The sequence below is a fragment of the Rhodococcus sp. PAE-6 genome, from assembly GCF_025290685.1.
Lineage (GTDB): Bacteria > Actinomycetota > Actinomycetes > Mycobacteriales > Mycobacteriaceae > Rhodococcus > Rhodococcus pyridinivorans.
The window spans coordinates 1-18,081 of sequence record NZ_JAOCLZ010000029.1 but is presented as its reverse complement, the minus strand read 5'-3'; the positions used below and the strand labels follow the sequence as shown (position 1 = coordinate 18,081).

12 protein-coding genes and 2 pseudogenes are annotated in these 18,081 nt (G+C 63.5%); 10 read left to right on the top strand and 4 right to left on the bottom strand.

Going from position 1 to position 18,081, the window contains the following annotated elements; translation table 11 throughout:
* Positions 1-100 precede the first annotated feature (100 nt).
* A pseudogene (locus NVV99_RS25050) lies at positions 101-538 on the top strand (IS3 family transposase); the annotation flags it as partial.
* Between the two features lie 11 nt (positions 539-549).
* Here the strand turns inward: NVV99_RS25050 and NVV99_RS25045 are convergent.
* The gene (locus NVV99_RS25045) at positions 550-1,692 is read right to left on the bottom strand and encodes a hypothetical protein (protein ID WP_064257524.1); all 1,143 of its coding nucleotides are present in this window, start codon (positions 1,690-1,692) and stop codon (positions 550-552) included.
* 47 nt (positions 1,693-1,739) lie between these two features.
* Positions 1,740-6,017 (bottom strand): MobF family relaxase, encoded by a 4,278-nt coding sequence (gene mobF, locus NVV99_RS25040; protein ID WP_260783197.1) that lies wholly within the window; start codon positions 6,015-6,017, stop codon positions 1,740-1,742.
* A 372-nt stretch (positions 6,018-6,389) separates the two neighbouring features.
* Between mobF and NVV99_RS25035 the strand changes: the two genes are divergently transcribed.
* Genes NVV99_RS25035 through NVV99_RS25025 form a run of 3 tightly spaced genes read left to right on the top strand, consistent with a single transcriptional unit; the run spans position 6,390 to position 8,043 of the window.
* A complete protein-coding gene (locus NVV99_RS25035) occupies positions 6,390-6,830 on the top strand; it encodes a hypothetical protein (RefSeq protein ID WP_231782141.1) in 441 nt (146 codons plus the stop codon).
* Positions 6,831-6,840: 10 nt separating this feature from the next.
* Positions 6,841-7,386, top strand: coding sequence for an HNH endonuclease (locus tag NVV99_RS25030; protein ID WP_064061748.1), 546 nt, complete (start codon positions 6,841-6,843; stop codon positions 7,384-7,386).
* A complete protein-coding gene (locus NVV99_RS25025; RefSeq protein ID WP_064061749.1) occupies positions 7,387-8,043 on the top strand; it encodes a hypothetical protein in 657 nt (218 codons plus the stop codon).
* A gap of 137 nt (positions 8,044-8,180) precedes the next feature.
* Here NVV99_RS25025 and NVV99_RS25020 read toward each other — a convergent pair whose 3' ends face one another.
* Both NVV99_RS25020 and NVV99_RS25015 read right to left on the bottom strand, forming a co-directional pair.
* Positions 8,181-9,185 (bottom strand): DUF4192 domain-containing protein, encoded by a 1,005-nt coding sequence (locus NVV99_RS25020; protein ID WP_064061750.1) that lies wholly within the window; start codon positions 9,183-9,185, stop codon positions 8,181-8,183.
* Between the two features lie 877 nt (positions 9,186-10,062).
* Positions 10,063-10,209 (bottom strand): recombinase family protein, encoded by a 147-nt coding sequence (locus NVV99_RS25015; protein WP_255312759.1) that lies wholly within the window; start codon positions 10,207-10,209, stop codon positions 10,063-10,065.
* A 527-nt stretch (positions 10,210-10,736) separates the two neighbouring features.
* Between NVV99_RS25015 and NVV99_RS25010 the strand changes: the two genes are divergently transcribed.
* The 6 genes and pseudogenes from NVV99_RS25010 to NVV99_RS24985 all read left to right on the top strand — a co-directional run.
* Positions 10,737-11,153 (top strand): hypothetical protein, encoded by a 417-nt coding sequence (locus tag NVV99_RS25010; RefSeq protein WP_231782140.1) that lies wholly within the window; start codon positions 10,737-10,739, stop codon positions 11,151-11,153.
* 160 nt (positions 11,154-11,313) lie between these two features.
* A complete protein-coding gene (locus NVV99_RS25005) occupies positions 11,314-12,219 on the top strand; it encodes a hypothetical protein (protein WP_231782139.1) in 906 nt (301 codons plus the stop codon).
* A gap of 552 nt (positions 12,220-12,771) precedes the next feature.
* Positions 12,772-13,068: a type II toxin-antitoxin system RelE/ParE family toxin gene (locus NVV99_RS25000; RefSeq protein ID WP_231782138.1), complete on the top strand. Its 297-nt coding sequence runs from the start codon at positions 12,772-12,774 to the stop codon at positions 13,066-13,068.
* Between the two features lie 82 nt (positions 13,069-13,150).
* Positions 13,151-13,447 carry a helix-turn-helix domain-containing protein gene (locus tag NVV99_RS24995; protein WP_231782137.1) on the top strand — a complete coding sequence of 99 codons (297 nt, stop codon included), beginning with the start codon at positions 13,151-13,153 and terminating at the stop codon, positions 13,445-13,447.
* 554 nt (positions 13,448-14,001) lie between these two features.
* Entirely contained in the window at positions 14,002-17,565 is a 3,564-nt protein-coding gene (locus tag NVV99_RS24990) for a DEAD/DEAH box helicase family protein (protein ID WP_231782136.1), read from the top strand.
* Positions 17,562-18,081, top strand: a pseudogene (locus NVV99_RS24985) (hypothetical protein); the annotation flags it as partial. The gene NVV99_RS24990 and the pseudogene NVV99_RS24985, both read left to right, overlap by 4 nt.

Here is an 18,081-nt window from a genome sequence, read left to right as displayed (position 1 = left end):
GTAGTTCGCCATGGTGAGTCTGGGGTGATCCTTCCGGGATATCTGGCTCACCCTCAATGAAACCAGGGACGATTCAGTCCACATTCCTTGACTAGACCAGATCGACCTGGCCACCCGCAAGGTGATCGGGTGGCAGACAGCCGAGCACATGCGAGCCAGCCTGGTCGTCGATGCTCTCGAGATGGCACGTACCCAGGGCGGGGCCGCCTCCGGTGCGATTTTCCATTCGGACCACGGGTCGCAATACACCTCAGATGAATGCGTCACCTACTGCGCCAACAACGGGTTCACCCAGTCGATGGGCCGGACCGGGGTGTGCTGGGACAACGCCGCCGCGGAGACGTTCTTCGCCACTTTGAAAAACGAGATGTACCACCAGCAGGTGTTCGCCACCCGTGCTCGGGCACGGTTCGCCGTCGCTGAGTACATCGAGGTGTTCTACAACCGTCGCAGACCACACTCCAGCATCGGGTACCGCACCCCGGCCCGAGCCTGGAACGATCACCACGCCGCCCAAGACCTATCCCGGGCGGCCTGACAGTTCAGAAATCACCGAGGAACTGTCCACATTCCTTGACACAGCCCATCCCGGTTGTGTTCAAGTCCCGTGTCGGGGTCGAAGACGGCCTCGTTGGTGTGGTCGGGCCGGCGTTCGATGTTGAGCATCTCGGTCACCGATCGGGGGTGACTGCTCATCGCGGCACCGAGGGCTGACAGCAGTTCTTGGCTGAGCTGGTTGAGATCGACGGGGGAGAGCGGTGGGGCTACCTCGTCGTCGCCGTTGATCGACCCGATCGCGGGGGCGAGCCCTCGGCCGGCCGCCTCAAGGATTGACCCGATCTTGCCGAGATCGGCTCCGGCCTTCCCGTCAGCTCCGCGAATGTGCTCAAGCTGGTCGGAAGCGTCCGCTTCCTCAACCTCCTCGACCGAAGTGGCGGGCTCGGTCTGCGGCTCGGTCTCGTTGGATGTTTCCGGTTCGTCCGGGGACTTGTCGAAATCCATCGCCTCGGTGGTCTCGGCTGTAGTAGTCGGTTCCTCGGCATCGCGTTCGGACACTTCCGATGTGTGCTCGTCGATGGTGAGATGTTGCTCGGTCAGTTCGGTCAGCTTGTCGAACGACGGCACGCTCTTTGCTGCGACGTAGCTCAACGCCAGCGCTGCGGCCGCGTCGAAGGCTCGCTTGTCGCTGTCCCGGTCAGCGGCTTCCCGTTCGGCGATACGTCGCTGGATCTCCTCCGGGGGCATCTGTACTTGCACGTAGCGGTGCTGTTCTTGACGGTACTGCTGTGCGCGCAGGGCCTGGAGTCGTTCCGCATTCTGCTGCGCCAACTGCTCCCACTTGCGGGTGTTGTGTGTCGGTGCACCCAGGTGGCGTGTGGTCGCTGCTGCGGCCAGAACCTGGATCGTGATCTGTTGGGCGGGCTGTCCCCGGAACGCGCCGAGAACGTCGTTCATGCCCTTCGGTGTCGGTGCCGGCTGGCCCTGAGCGCGTCGATTCTCTGCTTCGCGGAGGAACCCGACGAGGTCGACGACGTCCTGACTGGCTTGTGCCGTGGCCGGCCTTGCCTGTGGCACCGCTTGCACTCCGGCTCCGGCAGAAGTGTCCGAGGCTGCGGGATTCGTGGGCTTCGGTGCGGGGGCCGACCGTCCGCGGTTGCGCAGAAACCGTCGCTTCTCGTCGTTGTCCGCCATAGTCCTTCTCCTTGTGCCGTTCGGGTTCGGGGGTCGCAGCGCCGGGGTTACAGGTCCTGTTCTGGCCCGTGGTCGGGTTCGAGCGGGTGGTGGTCGATCTGATGGTTCACCGCAGAGTCCGTCTGTGTCGGCGTCCTCGTGTGGCCGGTGGTGAAGTCGGTTCCTCCGGCGCTGCGGCGGGTGATCTCGGCGTCGATCTGGCCGATGATGGTGCGTTCGGCGGTGATCGATTCTTCGAGTCGGGTGATGCGGTCGGTGATCCGGCCGATGGCCTGATCGTCCGTGGCGCGGGCACGGGCCTTGGCCGCCTCGGCAGCGCGGTAGTGCTGTGCCCCGCGTTCGATCACGGGCCAGCGTCGCTCCGGAGGTGCTGCCTGTTCGGCGGCGGTCACCGCAGCACGAACGGCGGCGATCTGCTGCGTGCTCGCCTGCGGGGAACGGGTCAGGGCATCGAGTCGGGCGCGTGCAGAGCGCACCGCTGCGATGTTGCGTTCGTCGATCTCGACCTGCGCCAGGGACCGCTCCACCGCTCCGGTGGCGGACATCTCGCCTCGTGCCCGGTCCAGTTCTTCGTGTGCCAGCGACAGCAGCATGGTGTCTTCGGTAAGCCGGCCACGGCTGACCATCCGTGCCGAATTCAGTTCGGCGTCGGTGTAGCGGGCGTACGGACCGACCACCTCGTCGGTGGCCTGAGCGGGCCGGTTCAGTCGCTCGATGTTCGCCGCGATCGTCTTCTTGCGTGCCTCGCGCAGATATGCCATCGGGTCGCTTTCGTCGGCAGGGGCGTCGGTGAGAACTCGCGAGATCGCGATCTCCCGCACCGTGGTCTCCCACAGCCGCACTCGCCGGGGATCGGTTCCCCGCTGGCCGATAGCGGTGATCCACGGCGCGTTCTGCTCGACTGCGGTGGTGGTGTACGAGTCGATGAACGCGTGCATCTGCTGCTCGCACGAGCGGGCGTAGGCGGCGAGGATGGGATCCGTTTGGGCCGCGGCGTCGGTCAGTGTAGGCACGCGGTAGGCGGCTACCGCATCGGTACGGCGGCGCGGCAGCTGCGCTCCGTCCTCGCTCTCGATACGGGTCTTCAGGGCGCGGGCGATGACCTGACCGGGGGAGTTGCGGTCGGTGTCGATCCGGCCGGCTCTGCCTTCGGAGCTCATCACGGCGGCGGCCTCGCGCAGCAGAGTCTCGGTGTCCCAACCGAAGGTTTCCGACTGGGCGACGCAGGTGACGATCGCGTCCCACCCGCCGAGGCTGTGTACCCAGCCGAACTGCTCGTCGGTGAGGATCCGTCCCAGTAGCTCTTCGGTGTAGTCCTCGTACAGCTCCCCGACGGCGAGCATGTAGGTGTTGGTGAGCTTCGACCAGGATGCGGCCTTGCGTTGTTCGTCCTCGATCATTTGGTGCACGGTGCGCTGGGAACCGTCGCGGGCGATGATCTTCGCGAGCAGACCGATCGCGCCGGGATGCTCATCGGGGCGATGTTCGAAGTCCCAGTCGGGCAACTCGTCGTTCGCGGCGTAGACAATATTGGTGTTCTTGCCGCGGGTGAGCGCGACGTACAGCGACTGACGATCCATGTTCGCCCCGGCGAGCACGTGGCAGCTTCCCACCGTCATGCCCTGCGAGCGGTGCACGGTGGTCGCGTACCCGAATTGCACGTTGTCGGTGATGTAGTCGGCGGCGACGGTGACCTGGCCGCCGCTGATGTTGTTGCGCAGCCGCAGCGATCCGTCATCGCTGATTGCAGCCACGGTCCACAGATCGCCGTTCTTCACTCGGCCCGAGGTGTTGCCGTCGGAGTCCTTGACGACGTACTTGGAGTTGTTCTTCCGGGTGACCACCACATCCCCGACGGCGGCCTCGAGACCGTCGGCCAGGACGACGCCGGGTCCAGTGACGGTGCCGTTGGCGCGGTAGTAGGCGGCGGCCTTCTCGTTGAGCTGGCGCACCAGATCGTTGGTCGGAGCGACCATCAACGCAACCTGTCCGGCCTCGACGTCGGCGACGTAGGCGTCGAAGACCAGATCGGCCAGCTCGTGCGCCATGCCCTGCCGGATGCGACTGTTCTGCTCGTACCACTCAAGCACCGTCACATCGCCCTTGCGCAATTGCAGGCTCGCCTCGGCCTCGCCGACGGTGGCGAAACGGTGGACCTTACGCAGGAACGGGGCGTTGGTGCGATCGGCCAGATCACGCAGAACGCCACCGGCTTCGACGGAGGCGAGCTGCTGCGGATCGCCCAGCAACCGCACCACCGCCCCGGCCTCGGTGGCGATGCGGGTCAGGTCGGCCAGGTCGCGGGCCGAGGCCATGCCGGCCTCGTCCACCAGCAGAAGATCACCGCGGCTGATCCCCGTCGGGATACCGACGCGATCGCGGGTGAGCACGTCGGCGATGGTGCGTCCCTCCACCGAAATTTCCTCACCGAGCACTTCGGCGGCACGGGCCGACGGCCCCAGAGCGATGACGTTTCCGTTGACCGCTTCCCAGGCCCGGGCGATCACGGTGGCCGCAGTGGTCTTGCCGGCACCGGCCGCACCGACCGCCACGGCAACCCGTGTGCCGGCGGTGAGGAAGTGGGTGATCATCGCGAGCTGATCGGCACCGAGCTCGTGGCCGTTCGCCTGCTCGATCCGGCGCAACGTGCGGCGAATGATCCGGTCATCCACGGTGTGCTCGTCGTCCATCTGAGCCTGCTGACGCATGAAGTCCTCGGCGTCGAGAACCGATTGAGCGGTGTAGCGCATCTGCGCGCGATCGACGAGCAGACTGCGCCGACGCCCCCGTTCGACGCGCTCACTGATCCGCTCGGGCAGGTGGTATTCCTCGATGTCGATGGGCAGGCAGTAGTCGCGCAGGGCGAGTTCGAGTGCGTCATCGTGGATGGCGCGTAGCTGCTCGTCGTCGGTGAAACTGAACTCTCGCAGTCGCCTTTCGATCTCGGCGGTCACCGAGAACACCGTCCACGACCCGACCTTGTGCGAGAGCGTCTCGACTACCTCGTCGACGAGGGCCGGCACCTGCTGCGGAGTCAACACCGGTCGGCGGTCACGTTCCCCGCGGACAGATTCGACCAGCTCTGCGGGATTGTTCCCGGCGAGAATCGCCTCGGCGCGCTCGCGCCATTCGGCCCGTAACTCGGCCAGTGACCGTGGTGGGTTCTTCGCGTTGCGGGTGTCCAGGGTGGCCTGTTGCGCCTGGGCGTACTGCACCTTCTTCGGGGGATTCTTGCCGTATCGGGTCTTGTAGTCGCGAGCCAGCTCTTCCTGGCGTGCCTCGATAGCGGCACGGCGGGAGAACTCCTCGATCAGCGACACCGGGATGCCCTCGACCTCGTAGACCGGTTGCTTACCGACCGGCGTATCCGGTCGGGGAGCGAAAGTGACACCGAGCTTGCTGGCCACCAGATCGGCCACGCGGGTGTTGTACTTCTCCGAGGCCGACACGTTCGCCTTGTAGAGAATCGACCCGTCGATGGTGGTCCATCGGCCTTCGGCATAGACACGATTGAGCACCGCGCTGTGGGTGTGCAGGTTCGGGTCCGCGGCGCGATTGTCGAAGTGATCGAACCGGGCGATCAACAGTCCGTCGGCCTTGACCTTGCGTTCACCACCTTTGCCGCGGCGGGTGTAGATCACCTGATCTTCGATCCACTCCAGTGCTTCGTCCACGGCTTGCTTGTGGGCTTCCTCGACCGCGGCCTTGACCTGATCGTCGCCCAGTCCCCACAGCAACGAGATGGACTTCATCGGGGTGAACACCAGGTCGTAGCCGGCCACCGGCTGACGCGCCTTGTTGTACTGCTCGTTGACGAACTTCCACACACCTTCATCGCTGAGCAGCCCTGTCTGCTTTCCGCTTTCGCGGCTCAGGTGCTTGCGGGCGGTGGAGACCTGGATCGCCTTCTTCGCCTCGGTGGTCGGGTACTCGCCGTGCTTGGCCTTGTAGGCGCTGCACAGTTCCTCGACGTCGTGGACGTACTCCTGACTGTTCTGAAACCACGAAAACGCCCGTCCGAGGGCGGTGCTCTGTGACCAGTTCAGATGGTCCTCGGCCGAGGCGCCGGGTCCGGGCTTGGTGTCCAAGGCGGTCGGAATACGCGCCGCACCGAACACCGAACGCATCGCGGATTCGGTGACTTCGGTGCCGACCTCGACACCGACCTTCTCCGCCAGTTTCCCGCACCACACCCCCGGCGGGGTGCCCTTGGCCAGGTAGTAATCGACCGCATCGGGCTTGCGGGACTCGGTGGCGTCTCCCTTGGCAACATGCTTGGTGAGATAGACATAGCCGTCCCCAGCATTGAGCTTGTGGACGGTCATCACGGCGCCGATTATGCCACGTCGCACCTTTAGTGCATGAGGTGTGTAAAGACTTTTCTGGCGAACGGAGTTCGGTGCAGGGTCGGACAGGACCTCGATGGTCCTGTCCGAGCAGCGGAGCTGCGTGTGTTAGGCGCGTGAGCGCCACGGTTTGTCGGTGTGGTGATCGGATCCGGACGTCGATGGAGCGTCCTCGATTCCGGTCGTCGGCCTCCCCGCGGTCGGCGCGAGCCGCTACACTTCCGGCCTATGGCCTCGACTTCCCAATCGGCGTCTCGCCGCTCACTTCGTCCGCACACGACACCGAACGTTCGGGAAAACGCCCGCCGTCAACGGGAGCGACTGCTCGCTCGTCAGGCAGAGCTCGAAACGTTGGCCGGCCCCATCCACGAAGCGACGGACAAGCTGTCCAAGCTCGAAGCAACGGTCGCCTCGCGGGCACAGGCTCCACTGAAAAAGATCGAGCGACTCGAGCAGACCCGCGATCGTCGCATCAAGAAGATCCAAGAGCAGTACGCGGCCAAGATCGCCGAAATCCAGCGGGCGATGGAAGCCGGCACGGAGACGTTGACTCCGCAGGAGCGCGAGCAGGAATCATCGCTGCTGCGCGAGTACGCGGAAGCAATCGTGACGTTCAGCCGCAGCGCCTCGGCCTCAGAGCTGGCACCGCTGCTCGGCGTGAGCACCCGCGAAGCGAAGACGCTCATCATGCAAGCCAAGGCAGATCTCGGTGTCGCCGGTGCCGCCGAGTCGGCTGCACCGTCGTCCGACGACAAGCAGAACGACCAGCAGACGGTGCCTGCGGCGTCGTGATGCTGCGGTCATGAGTGACGATGTGGAGCCCGCGCTCGACATCGGGTTCCCGGATCTCGACGTCGAGATCGTCACTGAGGAGTCGGAGGAGCGGCCGCGGGTCCGGGTCGTGGACAACTCGCTGCGACCGTCGAAGACGAACATCGCGGCGTTCTGGTCGAAGGTCGTCAAGTCCCCGACGTGTTGGTACTGGGTCGGCGCGATCAGTGCGCCCGATGGGTACGGGCGGTTCAACTTCCAGCGCGAGAACCGGCAACGCACGATGCTTGCGCATCGTTTCTCGGTGGAGCTGGTGCACGGGCCTCTGACACCGGATGTGGTGTGCGAGCACAAGTGCAACGAGCCACTGTGCGTGCGCGTCGGGACGGGACACCTCGTGGAGTCCACACACAGCGAGAACGTGCGCTACGCGATCGCTCTCGGCCGGCTATCCGGTCACTCACTCCTCGACGGACAGGGACGCTCACGCTATGAGCGGTACGCCGCCGTTGACGTCTCCGCTCGTCGTGTCAGCGCAGTCGGTTACGGTTCGCCCGACCCGCGAAAGGATCGATAGATGACCACACCGCCGCTGCTGACCTTGCACACCGAGCACTTCGATCGCCTGACCCCGCATCCCGGTATTTCGACTGGACACTGGCTGGTGCAGGACGCTATTGAAGCTGAGGTCATCACCTGGGACCACGCCGTCTGGGGCGAGCTGATCTTCACCGTGGGGATAGAGGACTACGAGTTCGTTGTCGGTTACAGCGTCACCGGCGAGGTGTATCTCTCGTGGGCCGCGAAAGTGGACATCCCCCATCCGGGGAATCCGTCACTGGATCCCCTCGAGGACAACGACCGCTACCCGCCGTTGCCCGATCCGTTGCAGCAGCCGGCCGAGTTCCTGCGTCTGGTCGTCGATGAACTCAACGCGCTGCATGAGGCCAGCACTCGCATGGTCGCGGTGTGGCCGGGCAACACCGGCGTCCCGGTGCTGCCCCACCACCACACACCGAGGCCCGGATTCCTGGGTCGGGTGCGGGGTAGCCGAGAGATAACCATGGTGGAACGGTCACACATCGAAAAGCAGTTGTACGACGCGATCAAGCACGGCATCCGCCCGAACGAGAGCGAGCTCGAAGCGATCGTGGGCGGCGAGAGTGTTCCCCGGTCGCCGTCGCCGGCGGTCGATTTCGTGTTCCCCGACGATGCGGAGCGCGACGAGTTCTGACGGCGTGCGCGTGGTTATGCTGTGCTCGGTAGGACGTGCGCAAGCGTCGGTCAGGCTCGATGCCTGATCGACGCTCCTGCGCAACGGACGAGGCCCCCGGAACTACCGATTCCGGGGGCCTCGCCCGTGTTGTGGTGTCAGATCCAGTCGCCACTGGGCGCGGGAAGCTCGACACGGAACTTCTCACGGGCGATACCGACCCCGGTGCCTGCGAGCTTGCGAATCAACGTCGGGTGCAGCCCCGCGGTGAGTGCTTCCTCGAGCAGTCCGAGCATCCGGGTGTCGCACAGCGGATGCTGGCTCACTTCCTCTCGCGCGGCGGTGAACGCGCTTCCGGCGGCCGGTCCCTGGAAGTTCACGTAGGCGAAGAACCCGGCGACGGTCAACGCGGCCACACGCTCACGGGTGCGCAGCTTGCTGGCAATCGCTTCCATCGTTTCGGAGGCAACGTTCGGGTCGATCACCGCCAGTCCCAAGATGGCGTCACGGGCGTGGATGTCGGTGGTGAGCAGCAACCCGACTCGTGCGGCGAGCGCGGCATCGGGGTCGGTGCGGGTGCTCACCAGCTCGGCCAGCTCGCGGATGATGCTGCTCGCGAACTCCTCTCCCATCGTCTTTTTCGCGGCGCGGGCGCGTTGACGATCGGTGACGGTCACCGAGTCCTTGCGGCGGTAGCGGGCGGTGAGCTCGGAGCGGTCGCGGGCGATGGTGCGGCCGTTGAGGACGGTCGCGGCGCCCACCTCGGTGGTGGCGGGGTCGGGGACCGTGCCGGTCTCGAACAGCCCGCGCATGTCGGTCCAGGTCTCGCCGCCGCGGATGCTCGGGGTGTAGAAGCTGCCCCACACATCGGCTCCGGCACCGAGCAGCATCGCGATCACGCGCTCGGATTCGTCGAGCACCTGATGGAAGGTGCGGTTGTCGGCGATCACGATGACGTACACACCCTCGGTGTCATTGGAGCGGCTGATCGCGGCGGTGACGAGCAGATGGTCCATCTCGCCGAAGTCCATCCGGGCGATGTGGGACAACCGGTTGCCCGCGAGGAAGACCAGCACGACCGACTGCGACGGCACGAAGCCCAGCATGGCCGGGATGGCAGCGATCATCTCGCCGGTGTTGTCAATCTTGATGGGCTCGGTCATGAGCCGCCTCCTCAGTGTCGGGGCGGACCTGCTCGGCCCGCCTGTTCTTGGTGCCCTTCTGGCAAGGAGATGACGACCTGCACAGGGCCGCGGGAGTGCAACCCCCGGACGGAAAAATCTTTCGAGGAGCGAAGCGGGGGAAAGAATTTTCCGGGCCACCAGGCCGCGCAGCGCCGGGGGTTGTGCGAAGCGGACCGCAGGTCAAAATCGGATGGTCAGAAGGGCACCTTTTCGGTGTTGTTGTGCAGGGCGGCGCGTCAGCGACGCTCGTTCCGGTGGACACCGAAGGTGGCCCGTGTCCGGCATCGAGGTGCCGGACACGGGCCACGGGATGGGGAGTGATGGGGGTGTACAGAGATGCTGATCGGTCGTGCGGGATTCGGTACCTGTCTGGTCTTGGCGGTGCTCGACGCACTGTTGGCGGCGTGGTTTCTTGCGGCCGGCTCACCCGGCCCAGGTCTCGGTTCGCGGCGATCGCATCACTGTTCGTCCTGGCCGCGGCTCTGCGGCGTCCACGAGCGGCACGCACGTCCTCGTTCGCGGACTCGGATCGGCCGGCCTCTGAATCCGGTGCTGCCGCGCCACCGCTGCGCGCTGGCTTGCCCTCGAATGGCGGCCGGGGCCGGGGATGGGATCGGAGCCCGCTCGGTGGCCCATGGAGGCAGCGCGGCGGAGGTGGGCCAACAACACCGAAGTCCACCCGTCGTGATCATGGTCGGTGGTGTCCGGCGGGTGCGCTACAGTCCTGTCCAGCGAGTCCGGGGGCCGCTACTGCCCAACACTCGGTCCGAGGATCCCTCGCGGGGCCTCGGCCCGAACTCGGTAACCTGGGGGATCACCGGGTTCGAGCAGTCGCGGCCCCTTCGACGCCGTGACTCTAGCTGCGGACGGCGTAGGTGTGAGCGTCGGCGACGGTGTAGCCCTTGTCGGTGTAGATCCGGTCGTCGCGGGCTCCGAAGCGTTTGAGGGCCGTGCGTTGGGCTCGCAGATCTTGGCCCGCGGTGCTGCATCGGGCATATCCGATCAGGATTCCAACCCTGAGGCGACCACCGCACTGTTTGGGTCAGCGATACGAGATCCAAATGCAGGACGGTTAAACAGGACGGTCCAGCGACTCGATTCGGCAGGATGTGATCGAGTGCCAGGCCGTTTCGAGTGTGTTGTTTGGGGATCGTCAAACAGCACAGCCATATCACGGGGCCGTTCCTGAGCAAGACACGCAGAAGATCGCACAGAGCGTGAGCGCATTTGATACGGGTTCCACTGGAAAGCTGAGCGAAGCAAAGGATCAATGCTTGGCTCTGGCGTTGACCTGGAGGTCTTGCAGGCTATGCCGACCATCTGGTCGACCTATTCCGAGAAGTTCGGTGACGCCGACTTGTGCGGCAGTGAGCTCTAGACCGCACGAGTCTGGCTGCGTTCAACGATCTCGATCCGGCGACAACCTACGGCTACGTAACTTCTGTAAAACGATGAAAAACTTTGACGACAACTTCGCATGGCACTTCAACACAACCGCTTCTGCTAGACTTTTCGGACATAGGAGGAGCAATGGGATTCGAAGTGTTCGACAAGAGGATGGCGCCGCTGGCCAAAGCACCCAGCGTCACCATCCAGAAGCGTGGAATCTTCTCAATCAACAAGGCTGCCCACAAGCTCATAGGTGAGCCCGCATCGGTGGAGCTCCTGTTCGACAAAGAAAACAAGATCATTGCATTGCGTGAGTCCGACCAGCCGCATGCGTACGCGATTCGACCTCAGTCCGCTCGGAAAGATACGGGTCAGGTCATCATGTCTGCGACTGCGTTCACACAGTTCTATGACATCGACACAACCATCAGCAGGCGATACAAGCCTTACGAGCAAGACGGAATGCTTTGCATAGATCTCAACGGCCCAAGCGTGGAAGTTGTGGGCAATCGCTCGAAGCGCACCACGGATGACCAGCCGGAGGGTGGCGACACTTAAAAGACTTCTGGCCTGATCCCGCGCCAACGGAATCAGGCCAGGAACCGGTCCGAGGACGCGGTTGATGACTTGGAGAGTCTTCTTCAGCGTAGCGGAGTCCACTAGAGGCGCGTGCCTCTACTCCTCATCCTCGGGCCAATTACCTGATGAGGAGGGCCTGATGGCTCCTATCACCAGCGCGTACGGGATCACTGGTTCCGTGCCGTTCCTAGACGTCGACATCACTGTCGACAACAAGTGGTTCCTGGATCCGCGAGCCATTCGGCTCCATGAGCGATCGAATCCGTTCGCCGCTAAGGCGAACGAATGCACCAGGACATTCTTTGAGGAAGTCCTCGATTGCGTCGTCCGGGGCGATACCCGCTACGGGTTGTGGCTTCTCCGGCAGTTTCCGGAACCCTGGGAAACAAGGCTGGGCCTTGCGAAGAGTGGGTTCAGTGGGCATGGGGGAGCCGATGAAGTCGGCTCTTGGATTTGGCGAGCTCTCAACGAGAACCTCAGAGCGTTCATCGTGCTTGGCATCTTTAGGGAGATCGAGGAGTTGCCACTCTTCATAGAGGGCATAGACAGGGACATCACCTCGGACATCACCACGCGCATCGTTTTCGATGCGTTGGCCGAGTTCACGTCTTATGTGATGGATGAGTATCCCGAGTTCACCTCCGGTGGGCACCGAGTAGAGACGTTCAACTGCCAGGCCTGGGATTCCTCTACGCGTAGTTGGGTCGTCAAAGCGTTCGAGCTTCCCGTTGCAGCCGGCAAACCTCTGCTACTCGTTCCCCGAGACTGGGCACGGCGCACCTTGCTGATGTCCGCCTCTCGCTACTACGAGACGAAGGTGCTGGGGTACGCGCAGCTTGAGCGGGCGGTGCCGTTGAGTACGGGCAAGCTGCTCAAGACTCCGAAGGACCAGTTGAGAACTTTTCCGGGACTCGGACGCGGCCGTGTCACCAACCTTGAGGTCACGCGTCGAGCACATGAGAACAACAGCGATCTCATCGCCGAGTTCAAGCAGTTCGTCGACATGAAGTGGACGCCTTCCGGCGGCGAACAGCGTATCGCGTAGGAACCGTGTCGCGGCGGGCACGCGCCCGCCGCGACTCCTGCGAGCTAAATCGACTTCATGGACAGCCTCACGCGGCTGCGGTTCTCGCGAAGTTAGCGGCGCGCTCGGGACCTAAGGAGCATCGAGTCGTATCCACTCTGGAGACGTTTCTCTTCTGTGCTGCTCAACCATCGTCAAACAGCACAGAAGAGAAGACGGGTCGGCACCGCTACCAACTCAACTTCGCCCTTTACCGCATCCACCCTCGCCGATCGCCGAGCACCTACCAAGTATATCGACTCTGATATACTTAAGAGCGTGACCAACGGTCAGACACCGCTGGCCACCAGGATGTCGAAGCCGATTGCCCGCCGGTCGATCGGATTACACCAGCAGATTATACATCTTTTGGTATAGACGAGCGAGGTGCGAGCTCCGAGAGCTCACACCTCGATACGCAGGGATGCGAGCGAGTTTCCCCTTGTATAATAGCACCTATTAGGAGATTATATGGATAAAGATATAGAACGGAAGCAGAAGACGATCTACTACGTAGGCCGTTCGAGACGTGACATGGGTAAGTTCCCGAGCGATGTGCAGGACGATCTTGAGTTCGCGCTCGATCTTGTGGCCCGAGGTGAGATGCCGAACGACTACAAGTCGCTCACGGAAATCGGGTCCGGGGTCTTCGAGATCCGAGAGCAGGACGGTGTGACCTGGTACAGGGTTCTCTACGTCGCGAAGCTCTCACCCCAAAGGGTCTACGTACTGCACGCTGTCAAGAAGGACCAGAACAAGCTCCCCAAGAAGGACAAGGAGCTCGCGATCGAGCGTTACAAGGAAGCCAAACGCCTCGCTGCAGACGAGTAGTCACCTTCGCGATCGAGCCGGCCGCAGTGGAGCGAGATGCCCCATCCGCTCCCCTGCGGGTCCGCAATCCAGATACACCGACATGACACAGGAGAAGGACAAAATGGCAGAGTACGAAAGGGCGTTCGACGCCAACGCTACGACGCCGGCCGAAGCAGAGTTGAAGAGAGCGCGGGCAGACCTGATGCACGATCTGCGCGCATTCATAACCAAGAACGAGTGGACGCAGGTCCAAGCAGCACGAGAACTCGGAGTCACCCAACCCCGAATCTCCGATCTGATGCGCGGAAAGATGAGCAAGTTCAGCATCGACGCACTGATCAGCATGGCAGCAACAGCAGGTCTGCACTTCCGCTACCAGGTGCTTGAGTCAGCCTAAGTACCACTCTCCGCAGGGGCTTGAACCGGAGTGATCCCAGACTCAGGACGAGTAGTAATCAAATCGGCGTGGCCCTCTACGCATACGTGGGTCGGACTCCAAAACGCCCGCAATACCTACGAGCGCCCAGCCGTGAGTCCAACACGCAGAAGTCGAAGTCGAGTTTGATGCACTGGGGCACGCGTGAACGCCGACAGTTAGCACCCTTCCCTGCTCGGGTGGGACACAACAACTCTTCGCTCCCCACCCGAGTAGATAGGATCAATCAGCTCGTTTGCAGTAATTGAGCAGCACCGCCAGACCCAGCCGATCGGTGGTGGATGTTCACTCCATTGTCTCGTCGAGCCCGACATCGCAGGCCGACGTTCTGGGATTTCAACCCGTGAGGTCGAGATTCGCTCCGGTGCGACGCTTCGTCTCAAACGCGCCGAGGTGGGGACTCGACCGCCCCGGATTTCAGAGATCCACTCGTTGATCATGGTGTCAACGCAGGTCGCAGACCGATGGGTCCACTAGGATCTGCCTGCGAACAAACACCGCGGTAGAGGAGCCGAATGTCCACCGTAGATCCGAGGCTGCTCGACGCTGCCCGGGAATCAGTGAATTTCGGCTCCCTGGCTCCGATCGAACCGCTGCTCACCATCTACGGCGCGGGCGCCGAGGCCGGTGTCTACACCGACCCCAACGGCGCGCTGATCAAATGCCGCCAATTCGGTGAGGTGCTCGCCGAACAGCTGGTCCGGCGCAGCGGCACCCGCTTCGACGGATCCAAGCAGATCGAGCGCATCCAGGCCCTCGAACGCGCGGGAGTGCTCACCCGAGCCGCCGCCGACGCACTGCACGACATCCGCAAAATCGGCAACGAAGCCACCCACAGCCACCTGTTCAACGTCCGCTCCGCACTGCGGTCGGTGGAGCAGTGCTGGCAGCTCGGCAACCTGCTGCTGCTCGCTCTGTCCCCCGACGATCAGAAACCCCGCAGCTTCATCGCGCCCCAGCCCCCGTCGCCGCCGCAGGTCGTCGAGGCCGGGGATCAGGCTCAGCTCGATGCGATCAACCGCCGGCTCGAAGCCTCGCAGACCGAGCTGACCGAGACGTTGACCGTGCTCGACGCCACCAAGACCGCGCAGGCAGTCGAAGCCGAGGCGCGCCTGGCCGCGGAGGTGGAACTCGCGAACGCCCGCCAGCGAGAGATGGCGGTCGCTGCACGATTAGCCGCCCTGGAGCAGCAACTCGCAGCGCTGCAGGACTCGGGCGCACTCGCCTCCCGCGAACCGGCGAAGGTGTCGGCCGCCACCGGCAGCTCCTTCTCCAAGGCATTCCGTCGCCGCCCCCCGCTCAACGAGGTGCAGGCGCGGCGCGTCATCGACGACCAGCTCGCCGCGGCGGGCTGGGTGGTCCAGGACTACTCCGATGTCAACCCGACCGCGGGGATCGGTGTGGCGGTGCGCGAGTTCCGTCTCGCAACCGGCTATGCCGACTACCTGCTGTATGTCGACGGCAAGATCGTCGGCATCATCGAGGCCAAGCGTGAGGGCACCGCACTTATCGGAGTCGAGCAGCAAACCGCGAAGTACTCGGCGGGGCTGCAGAAGGACGATCAGCTCGCGGCCTGGCGGCGCGGCGAGCCGCTGCCGTTCCTCTACGAGTCCACCGGCGCAGAAACCCGGTTCACCAACCGACTCGACCCGAAACCGCGGTCTCGAGAAGTGTTCACCTTCGCCAAGCCGCAGACGATCAGATCGTGGATGCAGCAGGCCGACGAGCGTCCCGACGCACCGACCTTCCGCGCCCGCCTTCAGCACGTTCCGGATCTCGACCCGAAGGGACTGCGCCCCAACCAAATCCAAGCAGTCGAAGGCATCGAGAAGTCCCTCGCCGACAACCGTCCCCGTGGTCTGGTGCAGATGGCCACCGGCGCCGGCAAGACGTTCACCGCCGTCACGTCGAGCTACCGACTGATCAGGCACGCGGGTGCCTCGAAGATTCTGTTCCTCGTCGATCGCAACAACCTGGGGGAACAGGCCCAGGCAGAGTTCGACAACTACGTGCCGATCGACGACGGCCGCCGCTTCGGCGACATCTACAACGTGCAGCGCCTCGGTGGCCGCACCGTCCTCGGCTCGACGAACGTCGCGATCTCCACGATTCAGCGATTGTTCCTGATGCTGCAGGGAAAGGACCTCCCCGACACGGATGTAGACGACGACGTGGACGGCGATCCGATCGAGCCGGACTCGCCGGTGGACATGGTCTACAACCCGGACGTACCGCCTGAAGCTTTCGACCTGATCATTGTCGACGAGTGCCACCGCTCCATCTACGGCCGCTGGCGTGCGGTGCTCGACTACTTCGACGCCCCGATCATCGGACTGACTGCTACCCCGACGAAACAGACCTTGGGATTCTTCGACCAGAACCTGGTCAGCGAGTACACGTACGAGGAGTCGGTGATCGACGGGGTCAACGTCCCCTTCGACGTCTACAGGATCCGCACGGAGATCACCGAGCAGGGTGCCACGATCGACGCAAAGACCGTCGTCCCCGTGCGCGACCGTCGCACCCGGGCACAGCGCTACCTCGAACTCGACGAGGACTACTCGTACACCGGCAACGCGATCGGCCGGGACGTGATCACCGAGGACCAGATCCGGTTGGTGCTTACCACCTTCCGCGACCGGCTCTACACCGAAATCTTCCCGGGCCGGTCGGCGGTGCCGAAGACGTTGATCTTCGCGAAGACGGACGCGCACGCCGACATAATCGTCGAGCAGGTGCGCGAAGTGTTCAACGAGGGTGCCGACTTCGCCGCCAAGATCACCTACAAGTCGAAGGGCGAAGGCAACGACCCCAAACGGCTACTTCAGGACTTCCGCAACAGCCCGTCGCTGCGGGTCGCGGTGACGGTGGACATGATCGCCACGGGCACGGATGTACGCGCCATTGAGTGTGTGTTCTTCCTGCGGTCGGTGCGCTCAGCGGTGTACTTCGAGCAGATGAAAGGCCGCGGCTCCCGGATCATCGGTGCGGACGACTATGCGGCACTGACCCCGGATGTTGCCAAGGGCTTCACGAAGGACCGTTTCGTCATCGTCGACGCGGTCGGGGTCACCGAGTCGCCCCTGGTAGACGCGACACCGATGGAACGCGATCCGTCCGTGTCGCTGGAGAAACTTCTACAGAAGGCCGGCACTCTGACGATCACCCCCGACGAAGCGTCCAGCCTGGCGGTGCGGCTGGCAAAACTGGCCTCGCAGCTCGACCCTGCGGAGTCCACCGAGCTGGCCGAAGTTTCGGACGGCGTCGAACTCCGCGAGATCGCCAAGCAGATCGCCGCTGCCAGCGACACCGATGCGGTGCTGGAGGCGGAGCAGCGCGGCGGGAAGTCAGAGGTCGCGAAACAGATTCACGACGGGGTCGCTCCGCTCTCCGGGAACCCGGAGCTGCGCAAGGCGATCCTCGACATCCGCCGGAAGAAGGACCTGATCTTAGATCAGGTCAACGCGGACACCCTGCTCGGCACCGACCGCGTTGCATACGGCAAGGGCACCCACGAGCCGGTCCGCTCTTTTCGGGAGTATTTGGCCGAGCACCGTGACGAGATCGCGGTGCTGCAGATCTTGCATGGCAGTGCGCCCGGTAGGCCGACGTACGCCGAGCTCAAGGCCCTCGCCGAGCAGGTCGCGCGGGTGCCCGCAATCGGCAGTATCGAGACGTTGTGGCGGGCATACGCCGAGCTCGGCGAATTGGCCGACCCAGACCACAAAGTCGAGGTGCCCGATCTGGTGTCGATCCTTCGCTTCGAACTCGCCAAAGATGCCGATGCGGAATCCGACTCGAAGATCCGGCCGTTCGCCTCCGAAGTGGAGGACAGACTGGCAGTCTGGTTGGCTGAGCAGCAGCGGCGCGGTGTCGAGTACACCGATCAGCAGCAACGATGGCTGAGCACCATCGTGGACGTGGTGAAAACCAATGTGGCCGTCGAGATCACCGATCTAGATCAGATCCCGTTCAGCGACCTCGGCGGCAGTCAGCGGTTCGCGGCCGACTTCAAAATCACGAGTAGAGAGGCTGCGTTGCAGTTGCTGGATGAGTTGAACACGGAGCTGATCGCGTGAGCCTTATGCTTACACCGGATGAGATTGTCGCCAAGGCGGAAGCATCGGGAGCTGCAGGCCTATTGGGACGGCATCACTCGTGGCCGCGAGTGCATTTGTCGAAACTCGTACGTATCCAAAACGGTGCTGCATTCAAGTCTTCTTCATTCAACACCGTCGGTGACGGACTGCCTCTTATCAGGATCCGTGATGTGGGGGTAAATACTCCTACAACCTTCTACGCCGGAGATTTTGGGTCGGAGTACATCGTGACGGCGGGCGATCTGCTTGTCGGGATGGACGGCGACTTCCGTGCAGAACCGTGGCAGGGCAAGACAGGGCTGCTGAACCAGCGAGTCTGTCGGCTCACGATCACGAGCGAATACCTTGACCCGCGGTGGTTGAGGTACGTCATCCAGGGATACCTCGACGCTATTTGGGAGGAGACTTCCTCTGTTACTGAGGTTTTCTCACCAGGCCGGTGCTTGCAGGTGAAGAAGAACGAGAGCCGCAGCAGCGATCGAGCCGATCCTCCAC